Source organism: Mucilaginibacter sp., from assembly GCF_039921305.1.
Taxonomy (GTDB): Bacteria; Bacteroidota; Bacteroidia; order Sphingobacteriales; family Sphingobacteriaceae; genus Mucilaginibacter.
The window spans coordinates 190,182-206,724 of sequence record NZ_JBDSCA010000023.1 but is presented as its reverse complement, the minus strand read 5'-3'; the positions used below and the strand labels follow the sequence as shown (position 1 = coordinate 206,724).

Annotated in this window: 12 protein-coding genes; 7 read left to right on the top strand and 5 right to left on the bottom strand. The window is 40.4% G+C overall.

Going from position 1 to position 16,543, the window contains the following annotated elements; translation table 11 throughout:
- The 3 genes from ABIN91_RS06750 to ABIN91_RS06740 form a co-directional block, all read left to right on the top strand.
- Nucleotides 1-3,172 (top strand): SusC/RagA family TonB-linked outer membrane protein (locus tag ABIN91_RS06750; RefSeq protein WP_348049790.1); only part of this gene is annotated, 3,172 nt, incomplete at its 5' end.
- 71 nt (nucleotides 3,173-3,243) lie between these two features.
- Nucleotides 3,244-4,572: a RagB/SusD family nutrient uptake outer membrane protein gene (locus ABIN91_RS06745; RefSeq protein WP_348049788.1), complete on the top strand. Its 1,329-nt coding sequence runs from the start codon at nucleotides 3,244-3,246 to the stop codon at nucleotides 4,570-4,572.
- 14 nt (nucleotides 4,573-4,586) lie between these two features.
- Nucleotides 4,587-5,204: a thioredoxin-like domain-containing protein gene (locus ABIN91_RS06740; RefSeq protein ID WP_348049786.1), complete on the top strand. Its 618-nt coding sequence runs from the start codon at nucleotides 4,587-4,589 to the stop codon at nucleotides 5,202-5,204.
- Nucleotides 5,205-5,288: 84 nt separating this feature from the next.
- On the opposite strand, the gene ABIN91_RS06735 is transcribed toward ABIN91_RS06740, so the two are convergent.
- The 4 genes from ABIN91_RS06735 to ABIN91_RS06720 all read right to left on the bottom strand — a co-directional run bounded on the left by ABIN91_RS06735 (nucleotide 5,289) and on the right by ABIN91_RS06720 (nucleotide 7,429).
- Nucleotides 5,289-5,579: a hypothetical protein gene (locus ABIN91_RS06735; protein WP_348049784.1), complete on the bottom strand. Its 291-nt coding sequence runs from the start codon at nucleotides 5,577-5,579 to the stop codon at nucleotides 5,289-5,291.
- A gap of 78 nt (nucleotides 5,580-5,657) precedes the next feature.
- Nucleotides 5,658-6,149 (bottom strand): MauE/DoxX family redox-associated membrane protein, encoded by a 492-nt coding sequence (locus ABIN91_RS06730; RefSeq protein ID WP_348049782.1) that lies wholly within the window; start codon nucleotides 6,147-6,149, stop codon nucleotides 5,658-5,660.
- A 108-nt stretch (nucleotides 6,150-6,257) separates the two neighbouring features.
- Entirely contained in the window at nucleotides 6,258-6,866 is a 609-nt protein-coding gene (locus ABIN91_RS06725; RefSeq protein WP_348049780.1) for a hypothetical protein, read from the bottom strand.
- Between the two features lie 107 nt (nucleotides 6,867-6,973).
- Nucleotides 6,974-7,429, bottom strand: a complete 456-nt coding sequence (locus ABIN91_RS06720; protein ID WP_348049778.1) for a LuxR C-terminal-related transcriptional regulator — start codon at nucleotides 7,427-7,429, stop codon at nucleotides 6,974-6,976.
- 302 nt (nucleotides 7,430-7,731) lie between these two features.
- Between ABIN91_RS06720 and ABIN91_RS06715 the strand changes: the two genes are divergently transcribed.
- Nucleotides 7,732-9,003, top strand: coding sequence for an aminotransferase class I/II-fold pyridoxal phosphate-dependent enzyme (locus tag ABIN91_RS06715; RefSeq protein ID WP_348049776.1), 1,272 nt, complete (start codon nucleotides 7,732-7,734; stop codon nucleotides 9,001-9,003).
- 6 nt (nucleotides 9,004-9,009) lie between these two features.
- Entirely contained in the window at nucleotides 9,010-9,669 is a 660-nt protein-coding gene (locus tag ABIN91_RS06710; RefSeq protein ID WP_348049774.1) for a TetR/AcrR family transcriptional regulator, read from the top strand.
- Nucleotides 9,670-10,867: 1,198 nt separating this feature from the next.
- On the opposite strand, the gene ABIN91_RS06705 is transcribed toward ABIN91_RS06710, so the two are convergent.
- A complete protein-coding gene (locus ABIN91_RS06705; protein ID WP_348049772.1) occupies nucleotides 10,868-11,575 on the bottom strand; it encodes an HlyD family efflux transporter periplasmic adaptor subunit in 708 nt (235 codons plus the stop codon).
- 90 nt (nucleotides 11,576-11,665) lie between these two features.
- Between ABIN91_RS06705 and ABIN91_RS06700 the strand changes: the two genes are divergently transcribed.
- Nucleotides 11,666-12,553, top strand: coding sequence for a response regulator (locus ABIN91_RS06700; RefSeq protein WP_348049770.1), 888 nt, complete (start codon nucleotides 11,666-11,668; stop codon nucleotides 12,551-12,553).
- A 570-nt stretch (nucleotides 12,554-13,123) separates the two neighbouring features.
- Nucleotides 13,124-16,540, top strand: coding sequence for a TonB-dependent receptor (locus ABIN91_RS06695; protein ID WP_348049768.1), 3,417 nt, complete (start codon nucleotides 13,124-13,126; stop codon nucleotides 16,538-16,540).
- Nucleotides 16,541-16,543: the final 3 nt, after the last annotated feature.

Below are 16,543 nucleotides of genomic sequence, written 5' to 3'. Positions count from 1 at the left end.
GCTTTGCCTAAAATTTACTTCCAAAGCCCAGGCCAATACCAAACTAACCGGCCGAATCACAGATATGTCCGGGGCCAAGCCACTCTCCGGTGCAACTGTCAAGATCAAACCTTATGGGCCCCAAACGAAAACTAACGAAAACGGAGAATTTATGATCAGCACGACAGCCTCAACCGGCAAATTGATCATCAGCTATATCGGCTATCAAACCGCTGAAATAAGCTTCAATCAAAAAAATAAAGTTTCGTTGCAAGTTCGGCTTAGCAGGAATACCGGTGCCCTGCAAGAAATCAATATCGTGTCTACCGGTTATCAAACTTTGCCCAAAGAAAGAGCGACTGGATCATTTGTTCAAATTGATAATAAATTAATCAACAGAAGTATCAGTACAAATATCGTTGACCGTTTAGATGGGATAACCAGTGGCCTGATCTTTAATAAGAATATCAACATCAGCAATAGTAGTAATCCTTCAACCTTGAGCATTAGAGGCCGAAGCACCATCTATGCCAATCCTAATCCATTGGTCGTCGTCGATAACTTTCCTTATAATGGGGACTTATCTGCAATCAATCCAAACGATATCGCATCAATTACTGTTTTAAAAGATGCAGCGGCGGCATCAATATGGGGTGCCTTTTCAGGGAACGGCGTCATTGTGATCACTACAAAAAAAGGTAAATATAATCAGGCAGCCAAAATAGAAATCAACAGCAGTGTGACTATTGGTGAAAAGCCTAACCTTTGGTATGCCCCTCAGCTTAGTTCCGCGCATTTTATTGATGTGGAGCAATACCTTTTTAACAAAGGGTATTATAACGCATCCATAACAAGCACCAGTCACCCGGTTCTTTCACCAGTCGTTGAAATCCTTTTAAAAAGAAGAAGCAACTTGATTTCTTCGACTGATTCAGCCAAATTAATTAATCCCTACACCGGACAGGATACCAGAGATGATATTTCAAAATATCTCTATAGATCATCAATCAACCAGCAATACGATCTAAACATTTCAGGCGGGGGCGAAAACAACCTTTACTATGTCAGTGCGGGTTTTAATAAAGACTTGACCAGCCTGCAACGGAATGATTTTAACCGTATCAGTATTAATGGCTCTAACACGTATACCTTTCTAAAGAAAAAGCTGGAATTAACGAATGCCGTCTATTTTACAAAAAACACGACAGACAATAACGGGATAAGTGGCATCGGCGTCAATTACCCCTATTTAAAGCTCAAAGACGAGAACGGGACTAATTTAAGCATCCCGTATTCCTACAGGAAGCCCTACGTCGATACGCTTGGACATGGAAATTTATTAGATTGGAATTACCGTCCTCTCGATGAATTGAATACGGATAATAATATCACCAAGTTAACGGAATACAGGGTCAACACACTTTTACGTTATCATGTTTCGCCAGGATTGGATGCATCCGTTCAATACCAGTACGATCAGGGGAACTCTTTTCAGAATATATTATATGGTTCAGCAAGTTATTACGCGAGGGATTACATCAACCAGTTTACCCAATACAATCCATCCACGGGCATTTATACCAGACCCGTACCCCCAGGTGGGATTTTGGATAAAACTATTCAGATTTTTTCTTCGCAAAACGTTCGCGGGCAAATCAATTATACACATCAATGGAATGATCTACATAGTTTATCCGCATTAGGTGGTTATGAAATCCGGGATATCAATACGGATTACGCCACGAATCGTTTATATGGTTATAGTGATTTAGGATCGAGTTCAGCTATTGATTATACAACAAATTATACCTTAACACCTACTAACGGAACCTCCAAAATTGACCCCAGGGCATCCCAATTAGCCACCACAAATAGGTTCAAATCTTATTTTGCCAACATGGCCTATACTTTCAGGGATCGTTATATCTTATCCGCCAGTGGCAGAAAAGATGAGTCAAACTTATTCGGGGTCAGCACTAACCAAAAAGGTATCCCCCTTTGGTCAGTCGGAGGGAGTTGGGAGGTCAGTAAAGAAACATTCTATCATCTTAACTGGCTACCATATGTTCGCTTGAGGATAACGAGTGGTTACCAGGGCAATGTTGACAATACATTGTCTTCCTTAGTAACGGCAACCGTAGGTTCCGCAAATTACTATAACGTTCCATACTCATCGCTCAATAATCCACCCAATGCAGAATTAAGATGGGAGAAGATCCGTAACCTGAATTTCGGACTTGATCTCAGCAGCAAAAACAACAGGATAACCGGCTCTATTGAATATTGGCGTAAAACAGGTGCCGATCTTATCGGCACCAGCAATGTTGACCCCACAACCGGGGTAACGACTTTTAAGGGCAATTCTGCTAACATGGCATCAAAGGGGATCGATGTGGTATTTAATTCCAGGAATATTGATGGGGTTTTTAGATGGAACACTGCCTTTTTGGTTAGCTATGCAAAGGATCAGGTAACCAAATACCTTTTGAAACCAACAAATTTAAGGAGCGCGATCACCACCGGGATCAGTCCAATCGAGGGTAACCCTCTTTATTCTCTATATAGCTTGAACTGGGCCGGGCTGGATGCTTTAGGTAACCCCCAGATCATGTTGGATAATACCGTCTCAAAAAATTATACGGCGATCTTTAATTCGACCAACCTGGCGAACCTCAAATATGAGGGCCCTGTAAACCCTCCGGTCTACGGCAGTTTACGAAACGACTTTTCCCTGAAACAATTCACGATATCACTCAATATCACCTATAAATTTGGTTACTACTTTAGGAGGCCGGGGATAAGTTATAGTGATCTCTTTACCGGGTCTATTAATTTCCCTGATGGAGAATATGTCAACCGCTGGCAAAAACCGGGAGATGAAATCAAAACCGACATTCCATCCCTGATCTATCCGGCAAACAGCAACAGGGACCTTGTCTATAGATATTCAAGCGTTCTAATCGAAAAAGGAGATCATATCAGGTTAAGGGATATCAGTCTGAGCTATGACATCAGCAAACACCAATTCCCCCACCTCCCGTTTACAAATGTTCGGATCTATGCCTATATCAACAACATCGGCATACTTTGGAAGGCAAATAAAGCCGGCTTAGATCCTGACAATGTACCTAACGGGAGTGCGATATACCCAAGTCCGAAAACGTACGCTTTAGGTTTAAAAATTAATTTTTAAAATTAGAACATATTCAAATGAAAAGTAACAAATACGTGCATATAGCACTGTTAATCTGCTCTTTACCAATCATGATCAGCTGTAATAAAGGTTTCTTAGATAAGAAACCAACAAGCAACCTAAACGTACCGACTACACTGCCTGATTTACAGCTACTTCTGGATAACACGACTGACCTACAGCGAAGCCCTGTTTTAGGTGAACAATCTGCCGATGATTATTACATGAGCTTTAGTGAATGGAATAACCAATTTCTCCTGAAAGATGCCAACGCTTATGTTTGGGCAAAGGACATTTTCGCCGGCAGTGGTGCAATTGCTGATTGGAATTTACCTTATAAGCAAGTGCTTTACACCAATGTTGTATTGCAACAATTAGATAACATTAGTCGCGATGCCTCCAACAGCATCGCCTATGATAATATCAAAGGGACTGCGCTGTTTATTCGGGCCTGGTCTTTCTTTGACCTGGCACAGGTATTCGCTTTGCCTTATGACAGTAATACATCCGGTTCCGATTTAGGCATACCTATCAGGCTTACCGCTGATATTAACGCTCCTTCGACAAGATCAACACTCCAACAGACCTATGATCAGATTGTATCAGATACCAAACAAGCATGTATGTTAATCAGTTTAAAAACTGCTCAGGCAAACGGAAACCGCCCCTCTAAATCTGCCGGTTATGGACTCATGTCAAGAATTTATTTAACGATGCGTGATTATAAACAGGCTGGTTTATACGCGGACAGTGCCCTTTCATTACAGCCTAAATTAATTGATTACAATAAAGTCGACTCAAATGCCACGGTTCCGTTTACTTTGAATAATGATGAGATCATTTATCAGAGTTACCTTGCTACCGCTAATCCCACTTTGTATGTCATTACCTCACAAGGTTATTCTATAGACACCATATTGTATAGATCTTATGTTAAAAATGATTTGAGGAAAAAGATCTACTTTTCTTTGAACGGAACCTATATCAACAGGAAAAGAGGCTATTCGGGGAGTTCAGTAATTTCAAATGGCCTGGCAACGGATGAGTTATACCTGACAAGGGCCGAGTGCGAAGCAAGGAACAATGATAATAACAAAGCATTGAGTGATTTGAACGCCTTATTATCAAATAGATACAAAAACGGAGCATTTACTCCCATTACAGGAATACAGGGAACAGCCCTATTAAACACTATCCTTTCAGAGCGACGAAAAGAATTGGTGTTGCGAGGATTGCGCTGGAACGACATCAGGCGTTTAAACAAAGAAGGATATAATATTACGCTTACCCGCAATCTAAACGGACAAATTTATACACTCCCGCCGAATGACCCACGTTATGCCTTGCCAATCCCCCCTGATGTACTATCACTTTCAGGCATTCAACAAAACAACCGATAACTCATTTCCTCCATATGAAAAATAAGATTAAACTATTAATTAGCCTATTGCTAATCAGCTTTTGCTCATTTATTTTGCAGTCTTCCACCATTAAAGCGACCCGCATAAACATCAAAGGTCATTTAAATATTGCAGAGGAAGATAGTAGTGAAGCTTTGAATGTTGCGTTCCGAGATACCCTAAATCGAAGTGTCCGGCTATCTGATTTTAAAGGAAAGTTTATCGTAGTGGATCTATGGTATTCCGGATGCGGGGCATGTATTACCGCGAATAAAGGTTTACATACCGTACATGATCAGCTTATTAAAGAGAATATTGTATTTTTAAGTATTTCCATCGATCAGGACAGGACAAAATGGATGCTCAGTGTCACTAAAAATTCGGTTCCCTCGAAATTCAATCCTTGGGCGGGGAAATACTATCCAGTACCTGGCACTATCGTTCTGTATACGGGTGGTTGTGGAGCAAATAATGATTTTGTTAAAAAGTACGTCCCGCAAAACCTTTATCCCCAGTTATTACTGATTAGCCCCTCGGGACAAGTAATTTCAACACATCCACCAAGACCCGATTATGAGCCTGAGAAGCTCATTGCTTTCATTAAGGATGTTTTAGCTAATACACCCAAATGAATGTCGATCATTAATGCTGTCAGAAGATTCCTCATCAAAAAGGCTGCCGCAAACTTGCGACAGCCTTAAATTATAATGAACTATTCAGGGGGTATATGAACCCTCGGCATCTTGTGTAAATACGCCATCTACCAATGTGTAAGTGCATATTTTCGAGGATGACCCGCAGGAATACGACCCGGAGACCAATGAATAATGACTTGATGCCTGATCAATATCACTATCCCAATCCTGTTGGGTTGTCTGGTTATAGCGGTAAGAATCCACTTCTTTATGTCCGGCTTTAAACGAACTCATCGTCACAATGGCTAATAATAACCCGAAGCCTAATCCAAAGGCCATCTTAGGTAATTTTGTTACTGTATTGGTTTTCATGTTTTTTGATTTTAAGGTAATAATCCCATTATACAACCGGCACCCGGGATCGTTCGATGCGGGAGGTTTGTGCACCCATCATGTCGTCAATGGGGCATGTGACACCACAGTATCCATACCCTTTTTCCTCCTTTCTTTACTTTTAGAGGTTAATATAAGACCTGCTCCGGCAACTGCCGTAATCAACAAGTTTAGTTTAAAATTGGCCGCCCAACTGCTATTTTGCCCCATTAATCCAGCGCAGTTACAGGGAGTGCGACTATAGACTTCCAACAAGGCCAGCCCAACATAGATCGTAAAAATCACCATCAAGCCGAAAGTAAGTATCATTCCGATCAGCCTTGTCGCCGAACGGACAAGTAAGGCAGCGATCATGATTTCTAAGGCTGGCAAAGTATATATGATTCCATAAGTAATCCTTCTGGAAAATACTTGGTTATCCATCTCCTGTTTCCACTCGCCAAAATCATAAAGTTTAGAGCCTGCGGCAAAGAACCAGAACAAGATGAATGCGACCGAAACGAGCACGACATAGGTATCTTTTTTGCTGATAAATAATGAACTTTCCATGTATAGATATTTGCTTATTTCAAATCTCTGCTGAAAAACCCCTTAACAAATTGTCCCTCAACAATTTGTTTTATCCATTTATTGATTACATTTCGTGGCAGAAAAATATCAATCCCGATTTTCAGCATTATACGCCGCTCTTTCCCGACAATAATTAGCAGTGCCCATATTCAAGAAAGAAGCCGCATATTTAGAAGGAATCTTGTGCAAAGGGTAAGCTTCTGCGAAAGCCGCTAATTTATCCTTGTCGTGCAAACCCATCACCCTTGATCGCCACGCCTCAGTTTGCTGTTCCAGCAAGAGGATATTCGTCACCAATTCATGCGTCTCCGGGTACTTCTTCAATTCAACCACCCCATTCCGTCGCATCGATAACAACAATCCCGGTGTTAAAGCCGACAATTTCAAACCCGAAGGCTTCGCCTTAAAAAAACTTAAAGGATCGGTAAAGATCTGCCCGGGCCCGTAGAAACGGACTACCCGGTCGGCACCCTGCTCATCAATTAAACTGGCCATCAACCAGACATTTACGCTATACCAGGCATAACGGGCATAAGCAGGCGGTAACAAAATCACTTCTTTAATCCTACAATATTGCGTAGCAGGAAGCTTGCTGAAATCCACCCTGAAGCCTGGCGATACAGGGAACATCAGGCTTAACACCTCCAGCAACTCGTTGGCTCTATCATTCAAATCTCCGGATTTCGTATTTTGCATTTTGATTGGCTAAAATCAAAAGTGCAACCCAAGCCGCAAAAGCGCAATAGGTGCTAACCCCTGATCCGATCAACCACGTGTAATCACTTACCCTACCAGCAGTTATTTTAACCGTTCAGCCTATTGATTAGCACCAGTTTACTACGATCACAGCCCACTTTATCATAGATATTCCGCAAATGGCCCTCAACCGTCCTTTCCGAAATAAACAACTCCTCCGCGATCCGCTTATTCTTAAGGCCCTTCCTGCTCAGCAGAACTACCTCCAGTTCCCGTGGGGACAACATGAATTTCCGGCAATTTTCTATAAAACGATCCGATGGTTCCAAATCTATCACTCCATCCGGTAGGTCTTCGGTATCCGTTTTTCTGTAAAAAAAGGATGTCAACATCAAGATCACCGCAACCATCAGCGCGATAGTATTGACATTGACCAGCACAAAAAAATCGCAACTGTATCCAAAAAAAACATTCCAGCTCAACAACAGTGATAACACGATCAGGGGCGGCCATTTTTTCCAGGAATGCCTAACCGCGTAATAACGCCCCCAATGATAAGCCATAAGCAACAATTCGAAAACAATGAATAGCCAGGAAATAATATGGGAATGGAAAGGAAGTAAGCGCATAAGCAAGTATCAAAAAGTATAGAAACCATTGTCGACAGGCCGACCTTAATTACATGGAGGAGATTTATCAATTATGACTTATAAGAATTAGTTTCTGAATAAGCATATTAATAATATATAAATTATAATACACAAAGTTAATTTAAATTTCACACCATTGAGAAATTTAAATTAACTTTATTGGAAGTTCTTTTTATCAGGATTGGCTCTCATAAATCAATAAATTTATTCAGACAATGACAAAACATAATATCAACTTCGCCAAGGCAACTTTCAAAGATTTCGAAAACATTTCAGGTATTGACGCTTTTGAACGCGCAGCCTTCTTTCAAGAGTTTACAGATTACATGAAAGATAATGAACAAATGAATTTCCGGTTTCTTACTACGAAAAAGGGTAATGGGCCAGAAATGTGGGTCACTTCACCATTCAACGACGAACCCATTAAATGTGTTAGCCTGGTATCAAATGACTATCTAAATTTCACCCAGCATCCCAAGGTCAAGCAAGCGACGGTTGAAGCCATAGAGAAGTATGGTACGGGAGCCGGCGCTTCGCCCCTCATTGGGGGACACCACGAATACCATGAGATGTTACAGAAAAAAATATCTTCCTTCTTTAATCGGCCTCCGGAAACGGCACTCGTCTTTACTACTGGCTATACGGCCAACAGTGCCACCTTATTGGCATTATTGAAAAAAGATGACATCGCTATTGTTGATATGGCGGTTCATGCGAGTGTTTATGAGGGATGTAAAGACACGAACATAAAAATATTTCTACATAATGATTTGGATGTTTTAGAAAGGGCTTTAAAAGAAGCACAAAGTAAATATCAGACCAAATTAGTCATCATCGACGGCGTTTATTCGCAAGATGGTGATTTGGCGAAAATGAGAGAAATATTGGCATTGACCAAACAATATGGTGCTTACCTGATGGTTGACGATGCACATGGTATTGGCGTATTAGGAAAAACCGGTCGTGGAGCTATCGAAGTTTTCGACCTACTTGATCAAGTTGACATTATTACAGGTACACTTAGTAAAGCTTTTGGACATATCGGAGGATTTGTCGTTGCGTCACCGGAAATCATCAATTTTTTAAAGTTTCAATCCCGGCAACAGGTATTTTCCTCCACCTCTACACCAGCCGCCGCCGGATTGATAAAAGCAATGGACTTGATAGACGAAGAGCCTGAATGGCGTGAAAAATTATTACACAATGTAATCTACTTTAAAAAAGGGCTGACTGATATGAAACTTAACATAGGCCATACAGAATCTGCTATTATCCCAGTAAAAATTGGCGATGCCCATAAAACGGGCCATGCAGGCCGATTATTATTGTTGGCTGGCGTTTATGCCAATACGATCGTTTATCCCGGCGTTGCCCGAAAAAACGCCAGGATCAGAACAAGTCTAATGGCAACACATACCAAAGAACAACTTGACCTAGCATTAAACGCATTTGATTATGTAAATCAAAAGTTGCATATTTCCCTATAAAATGTCATGAGTATAAGAAAAACATACCAAGGGCCTAATAACGATAAAGAGCGATCCAAGCAAAAGCTGATTGAGGCCGTTGGTATCGTTATACGTGAATATGGCTACAAAGGCCTTACGGCTTCTAACATTGCTAAAAAGGCGGGTGTGAACCGAAGATTAATCTACTTTTATTTCGACAATTTAGATCAACTGATTGAAATTTATATAAAAAGTAAGGATTACTGGGTAGATGCCGCCGGAAACGCAGGTGAGCTAATAGCCGCAAAAAAAGGGATTGACACCAGGCTAATATTGGAAGAAATGCTGATCAATCAACTCGATTACTTTTCTAAAGATGAAGAGATGCAAAAAATGATTCTTTGGCAGATCAGTGAACGGAGTCAAGTGATGTTTGATGTCGCGGAGGAACGAGAGAAGGTAGGAAAAGATTTTTTTGATTTGGCCGACCCTTTTTTTCACAACACGGATGTTGACTTACGAGCGGTTACTGGATTATTGGTAGCAGGAGTTTATTATATGGTTTTACATGCTAAAAGTAACGATAGCTTATTTTGCCAGATCGATGTCAATACAGAAACCGGGCTGACACGAATAAAAAATGCGATATGTCAAATTCTAAAGGACACTTATTTAAAAATACCGGCACGTGATAAAATAGGATAAGACCACCGGTATCGCCAACAGGCCGAAGTGTCAATGATGTAACCACTATCAGGTGGTTATATTGCTTTTGGTAACAGGAATTTGATGATGTTTGACAATTTGCGTGATCGCTCCCAAATGATAGCATGTGTGTCATGTATACTTGAAATTAATTTCAAGGTTGACAACGAATAATCAGTGATATTCCTAGCATTAATCATGATTAGTAAAAACTATCCAAAATAAATTCCAATTTGTTCCTATTGAATATTTATATTGATAAAAGTAATTGATTATTCCTCAATAACGATATAGGGCAAGAATTCTATAGCCCAAGTCAGGGTAAGACATATAAGCGTAGTCATTTTCATTATAAAACGATGGATTTCAAGCGCCCGGGTTTATTTGAACGTAAACATTCTCACCGTCAAGCCCGTAGGGGAATCGAACCTACCAGCTAACTATCATATTTTTAGCATCTTACAAGCGTCAGCCCTCCGAACTCCACGAATAGCTCACTTTGCTTGAATACGTTTTAACTGCATTTGCTACATCCTAAAGGTAAGCATTTAGTTTTAATTCAATGAAAATTATTTTTATTGAAACAGCTTTTTACTTTTTTGCGATTGACCATAGATTTTCTGTGCTTTAATGGAGTGATATACCCGCTGGATAAAATTTTTCGAGAACGGTTTTCGCTGTTGGATGACTCTTGAAATAGAATTGCTGTGATAAACTATATAGGGTTGCAACAGAAATTTATGAGGAAAACACAGGAATCTACAATAAAGAAGATGGCATTGTGTTTTACCGTGAAAAGAAACAGTTATTGCTGAAATAGAGAGATATGAAAGTAATCATAAAAATCTATTGCAACAGTGAAGACCATGGTTCAGAATCATAAGCCTAAAGAAAAGATTTTAATTACTTTTGATGATTAAGTCTAACGTGTATATAATAACACTCAAATGTTGAGATTAACAAAGCAATTATTCATAGTGGTTACACTGGCTCTAATAATTTCATTTGTTTTTAAAATATTCCTGTTTAACTATTATGTAGTACCATCAGAGTCGATGGAACCTAATTTATTACCCGGTGTATAGTAAATACTCTAATGTTTTAACTACATTTCTATTGGTAATTCTATAGGTTTATCCTTAATCAATTAAGTACCTTATTCCAACGAGTTTTACCGAATTAGGAAACCATCGAAAACTTATTTTACCTCTGGCTCTTTTTCAATAAGGCTCTTTAAATTATCAAATAACCTCGATCCTAATCTTCGCTCTTTCGTTATAATTTCGGCTGACCCTTTTAATTCAAATTTAAAATCAATGGTCGTATTATAATTGGTTTTCAAACCATTAGCTAAATCAACAGTAACCAGATAATTGTTCGTTAAACTTTGGTCCTTGGATTTCAATGTCCCTGGTGTTAGTGCAATAGACCTTACTTTACCCTTTACACTTCCATATTCGGTATATGGATAATTTTCCAGTTTGATGATCACTTCCTGACCGGGCTTTACTTTACCCGCGCCCAAGGATGGCAAGTTAACTTGCCCCTGAATCTGGTTCTGTTCGGGGATCAGCGTGAACAGTTCTTCCGCATTCTGAACATACTGGTTTTCATTCCAAAACTTCAGGAATTGCACCTGACCATTAAACGGGCTTAGAAAGGTATATTTTTGCTCCCAGGTATTTATTCCATCCAAAAGGTCGTTATAGTTTGAGGTTAAACTTAATTTTAAATTCAGTAGTTTTTCACGGTCCATGATTTCAAATTGTTGTATTTGATTCTCTGTCTCATCAACCCTCGCTTTATTTAATCTATAGTTTTGAATGGCTTGATTTTGCGTTTGTAAAAGATTGTAATAAGTCGCTTTTAGTTTATCCAGGGCATCTTCGGATTCATAGTGGTTCACAAATAATAACGAATCCCTTTTATAGGACTTTAGATATAATTCAAGATTCTTTGAATTATAGTAATATTACCATATGAAGGACCCTATGAGATGGGCGATACCATCAGGCTCCCCGGGCCAACGGCCAATGAGGAGCCGGTGGTGGATAACCTTCGGGACATCAACGTTCATTCCAATAAAACGAATGCACCGCTGTTGTTATTGGTTGAAGATAACCTGGATATGAGGGCGTTTCTTCGGATGCAACTAAGTGAAATTTATAGGGTAGAAACGGCAGCAGATGGTTTAGAGGGATTGGAAATGGTAAAGTTGTTGATGCCAGATATTGTTTTGAGTGACGTAATGATGCCAAAGATGGATGGGATAGAACTTATCGATAAATTAAAAAATGATGTTAATGTTAGCCATATCCCCGTCGTGCTGATGTCTGCCCGTAGCGCTGTTGAGCATCAAATTATCGGGTTGAATTATGGTGCAGATTACTACCTCAGTAAACCGTTTAAAAATGAGCTGTTACTCGCAGCTATCAATAATATTCTTGACCAGCGAAAAAAAATATTTCAAAAACTGAGCGCGGATAAGAAGATAGTTAACCTGGCACCTGGTGATATAATAGTGACGTCTAAAGACGAAATATTTCTCAAAAAGGTATTACAGATCATTAGTGAAAATATGGCTGACTCAGACTTCGATATTGAAAAGGTATCTCACATGGTCAACATGGGGCGAGCAAACTTTTATAAAAAATTTAAAAGTCTTACTCAAATTGCTCCGGTTGAATTTGTGCGGGATATGCGGTTGCAACGTGCAAAGCAGTACTTTGACGCGGGCGGCGGAAATGTAGCAGAAATCGCCTATACTGTAGGATTTAGTAGCCCTAAATATTTTAGCACCTGTTTTAAAACCAAATACAATATATCACCGTCTGACTACCTGAAATCCAGCAAGCCTGCGATCAATGAGAAAACCTATCATTGATGTTTTGTGGATCTGTTTTACACATAACAAGCCTCAGAAACCCGATCGCCTCACGCAACTAAAGCAAGGTACTGCAACCCTGCCTTTTTTGACCTTGATAAACGCTATCTGTCTTGTGGGAAAACACACACCTGCAAAGTAAGAATACTACAGTTCTAACTGATATAAACAGATGATGTAATTGTGTCTTGCAACCATTGATCTTCAAAACCGCGGCTAATAAATCGTTGCTATTCCAGTTCACAATTTGTCAAATAAGTGGATCATGCCCGAAAAATCATCATATAGCCGCTTTTTTCCTAAATCACGTCCTTTTTAGATCAGATTTTTAACCTCTTTGGCGTATCCTTTAGTTTATTTTGAGCTGGTCTTGAACTTACAAAATCGTTCTCGGCTCATAAACCAATTATAAAAAGTATGCTACGCGGCTGGATAACCTTCGGCAGCATCAGGCTATTCAATCTAATCTAATAACTAAGAAGGGAGATCGCTATGTTATAACCTTTATCAAACTATTTCTAACGGAACAGTCCTCTATTTTTTTAATACAACCAGCATTAAACTCATAATATGATTAAGAATTTTCCATTGTTTTTTTATTTGGCACCATCAGGTAACGGATGGAATCATAAGCAAAGACCAACCAGCTTGCTTATAGCCATAATATTATTGATCTCCGTATCAACCAACTCATTCGCTTATAAGCATAATCACACTGGGGTGGAAAAACACCTCAATACCAATTTAGAACAACCTGTTTTATCATTTAATGAAAAAGATATTGTAGTAACAGGCGTCATCAAAGATAAGTCAGGAGAAGCCATTCCAGGAGCCACAGTTAAGATCAAAGGTGCCACTGTAGCAGTAACTACAAATAACAAAGGTCAATTTACAATACGGGTTCCTTCTTCCGACGCGATCCTTGTTTATTCCTTCATCGGATATAAATCTGTTGAGGTTAAAGTTGCAAATCAAACAACCATTAACGTAACCCTTTTGGACGACAGCACAGCACTCAATGAGGTGGTGGTTGTAAACGTTGGTTACGGAACGGTAAGTAAAGAACGGTTAGCAGGTTCTGTATCTTCTATCACCGCGAAGGATATTCAGGATTTTCCGGTTTCATCTGTGGCCGAAGCATTAGCCGGGAAATTGGCCGGTGTTGCTGTTAATACAACAGAAGGCGCTCCCGGTGCAACCATCAATGTTACCGTACGTGGAGGAACATCTATCACTCAGGATAATTCACCACTGTTCATTGTGGATGGATTTCCGATGGAGAACGCTCTAACGGTTCTTTCACCCAACGAAATACAAAGCATCGACGTACTCAAAGACGTTGCATCTACCTCCATATATGGATCACGCGGTGCAAACGGGGTATTCATCATCACCACAAAAAGCGGCAAAAAAGGGCGCACCATTGTTTCATTTGATAGCTATGCAGGGGTACGCAAAATAACTAACTACCTGCAGATGATGAAACCATACGATTATGTGCAGGCTCAATTCGCGCAAAATCTGATGCATTACAATGGGTACCTCCTGGCCGATTCATCAATATATAATGGTTTTGTAAGAACATATGGCAGCCCTGCCGATTTTGATATCTACAAGAGCATACCTGCTGTGAACTGGCAGCAACGAGTATTTGGCAGGAGCGCGCTTTCCAATACGCAAAACCTCAGTATTAACGGTGGTAACGAAACCAGTTTATACAGCATCATTTTCAACCGGTATTCAGAAGATGGTATAATGCTCGCATCTGGAATGGATCGCATCTTCGGATCGTTTCGTTTTGAAAACCAGGTGAGCAAAGCCTTGCGGGTAGGCGTTAATGTACGGTATGGTAATCAACTCGTTGTTGGGTCGGGTACATCTTCAAAAGGTAGCAACGGATCTATTCTGGGTGCCGCGCGGTTCCAGCCTTATGATGCCGCCTCTACATTACAGCAAAATGATCCGGATTCAAATTTTGAAACCGTGATTGACCTGAGTAATCCAACTACATTCGCAACAAGGGATATGTCGCGTAATTTATCCAAAAACCTGGTAGGCAGCGGATTTATGAGTATCAATATTTTGCCGGGCTTGTCCTTCCGTTCAAACATTGGGTACAATACCACGCAAAATGATAATAAAAATTTTAGGGGGGTAAGTAACTTCAAGGTATCAAATTATTCAAACTTAGCCCTCTACACCGGATATCCGTATGTTGATCTGGGCAAATCAAATTCTACCACCATTAACAATAGCAACGTGTTTACCTTTTCAAAAACATTGAAAGCCAACCGTTTTGATATAGTGTTAGGTCAGGAATTGAACAAGATAGACAATGATAACTTTACCCAGAATATCCAGTACTTCCCGCCATCGGTAACCTGGGAGAGCGCATTTGCCAATATACAGCAGGCCAACCCGCCGCCGGGGAGTATTCAGGCGCCATCTTTTACCAATGTTGGTGGCGAAAGGTTGTTTTCCTATTTCAGCAGGGTTATGTACTCTTACAAAAACAAATATAACCTGAACCTGTCGATACGGAAGGATGGATCATCAAAGTTCGCTGAAGAAAACAGATGGTCTACTTTTCCATCCGCGCAGTTTGCCTGGAGAGTTTCGGATGAAAAGTTTTTTCAAAAGTTAAGCCCTTCCTGGATCAATGCTGCTAAATTACGTTTGAGTTATGGAACCGCCGGAAACAACAGGGTTAACGGCGACCGCGTTTATTCAACCACTTTCTTAAGCAGTCCTAGCGCAGGAGGCTATTCAATATCTGATAATTCGCAAACCAGCGGCTATTATTCTGATCACCTGGCCAATCCCAACTTAAAATGGGAAACAACCGTTTCGAAGAATATTGGTCTCGATCTCGATTTTTTCAATTCCCGTTTAACGGCTACTGTTGATGTTTACTCCAATGTAACCAACGATTTATTGCTGAGTACAAATATCCCGCAACAAACCGGTTATCTTACACAGTATCAAAATATTGGTTCTACCCGCAATCAGGGTCTTGAAATACAGTTGACTGGTGACGTGGTTAGAAGTAAGGATTTTACTTATAGCGCTTCGTTCAATATGTCTTTCAACCGTAACGTTGTATTGTCATTAAACCAGGGCGGAACGTCAACTTACGGATATGCGGTGTCCTCCGGATGGGGAGTGACCGAAGAAGATTACTACGTTCAGGTAGGTAAGCCGGTTGGTTTGTTTTACGGTTATGTATATGATGGATTTTACAAGGTTGATGATTTTGACCGGGCCATTTATGAGGCCAGCCTACCAAGCCACCCAAACAACCCTACCTGGACCTTAAAACCAGGTGTAGTAGATGCCACATCCAAATTGGGGACGAATATTTATCCGGGAAAGATCAAGCTGAAAGACCTGGACGGGGACGGTGTGATCACCAGCAACGATAAAACGGTTATAGGAAACTATCAGCCCTTGTTTATTGGCGGTTTTAACAGCCAGTTCCGTTACAAAGCCTTTGATATGAATGTTTTTATGAACTTCTCGTATGGTAATAAAACCTACAACGCAACCAATATGGCCCTAAGTATCCAATACCAGGTGAATGGCAATAACTACCCGGCGGCATTTGTGAATGGGTTTAAGAATTTTGACCAGGCGGGTAATTATATCACCAACTACGATCAGCTTACGGCCCTTAATACAAATACCACGCTATTTGCGCCACGCTCGGGTACGTTGCTGCCAACAAGTTACGGTGTGGAAGATGCTTCCTACCTACGCTTAACCAACGTGACACTGGGCTACACAATGCCGTCTAAACTCATCTCCCGGATAGGTTGGTTGTCTAAACTCCGGGTGTTCGCCACCGTTAACAATCTTTACACCTTTACAAAATATAAAGGATTTGACCCAGAGGCAAGTACAAGAGGAACGGCTCTGACCCCCGGTGTTGACTATTCTGCTTACCCGCGTAGCCGCTACATACTCGCAGGTGTTAACCTTTCATTTTAAGAT

Excerpts from the sequence above, each read along its gene's own strand:
- ABIN91_RS06745 (WP_348049788.1), top strand. The coding sequence starts at position 3,244 with ATGATCAGCTGTAATAAAGGTTTCTTAGATAAGAAACCAACAAGCAAC.
- ABIN91_RS06740 (WP_348049786.1), top strand. The coding sequence starts at position 4,587 with ATGAAAAATAAGATTAAACTATTAATTAGCCTATTGCTAATCAGCTTT.
- ABIN91_RS06735 (WP_348049784.1), bottom strand. The coding sequence starts at position 5,579 with ATGAAAACCAATACAGTAACAAAATTACCTAAGATGGCCTTTGGATTA.
- ABIN91_RS06730 (WP_348049782.1), bottom strand. The coding sequence starts at position 6,149 with ATGGAAAGTTCATTATTTATCAGCAAAAAAGATACCTATGTCGTGCTC.
- ABIN91_RS06725 (WP_348049780.1), bottom strand. The coding sequence starts at position 6,866 with ATGCAAAATACGAAATCCGGAGATTTGAATGATAGAGCCAACGAGTTG.
- ABIN91_RS06720 (WP_348049778.1), bottom strand. The coding sequence starts at position 7,429 with ATGGCTTATCATTGGGGGCGTTATTACGCGGTTAGGCATTCCTGGAAA.
- ABIN91_RS06715 (WP_348049776.1), top strand. The coding sequence starts at position 7,732 with ATGACAAAACATAATATCAACTTCGCCAAGGCAACTTTCAAAGATTTC.
- ABIN91_RS06710 (WP_348049774.1), top strand. The coding sequence starts at position 9,010 with ATGAGTATAAGAAAAACATACCAAGGGCCTAATAACGATAAAGAGCGA.
- ABIN91_RS06700 (WP_348049770.1), top strand. The coding sequence starts at position 11,666 with ATGGGCGATACCATCAGGCTCCCCGGGCCAACGGCCAATGAGGAGCCG.
- ABIN91_RS06695 (WP_348049768.1), top strand. The coding sequence starts at position 13,124 with ATGATTAAGAATTTTCCATTGTTTTTTTATTTGGCACCATCAGGTAAC.